The following is a 220-nucleotide window of genomic DNA, read 5'->3' as shown; positions in this document are numbered from 1 at the left end:
GCCCAGATGTGATTTGGAGAACAGGAACTGTTCTTGAAGGTCGATATCGGTAAGATAGCGAAGGCTGGCCTTTAGAACAAAGCCGAGAATCACAAGAATGAACGGTACAGCCACGACAAAACCGCGCCCGTTCACACTTCGATTGAGCCAAACGGCGCACTCTTTAGCCGTCACAGCAGGGATGACGAAAGCCAGTTGCCAGCTTAGCGGGTTGAAATCC

Annotated in this window: 1 protein-coding gene; it reads right to left on the bottom strand. The window is 51.4% G+C overall.

Features of this window, described 5'->3' with window-relative positions; translation table 11 throughout:
• Nucleotides 1–220, bottom strand: a 220-nt coding sequence (locus tag A3736_RS17370; protein WP_197465483.1) for a hypothetical protein, incomplete at both ends; no start/stop codon positions are given.

This window comes from Erythrobacter sp. HI0063 (assembly GCF_001635685.1).
GTDB lineage: Bacteria > Pseudomonadota > Alphaproteobacteria > Sphingomonadales > Sphingomonadaceae > Qipengyuania.
Note: the sequence above shows the minus strand (reverse complement) of the source record. Positions and strands in the feature narration are given on the sequence as shown.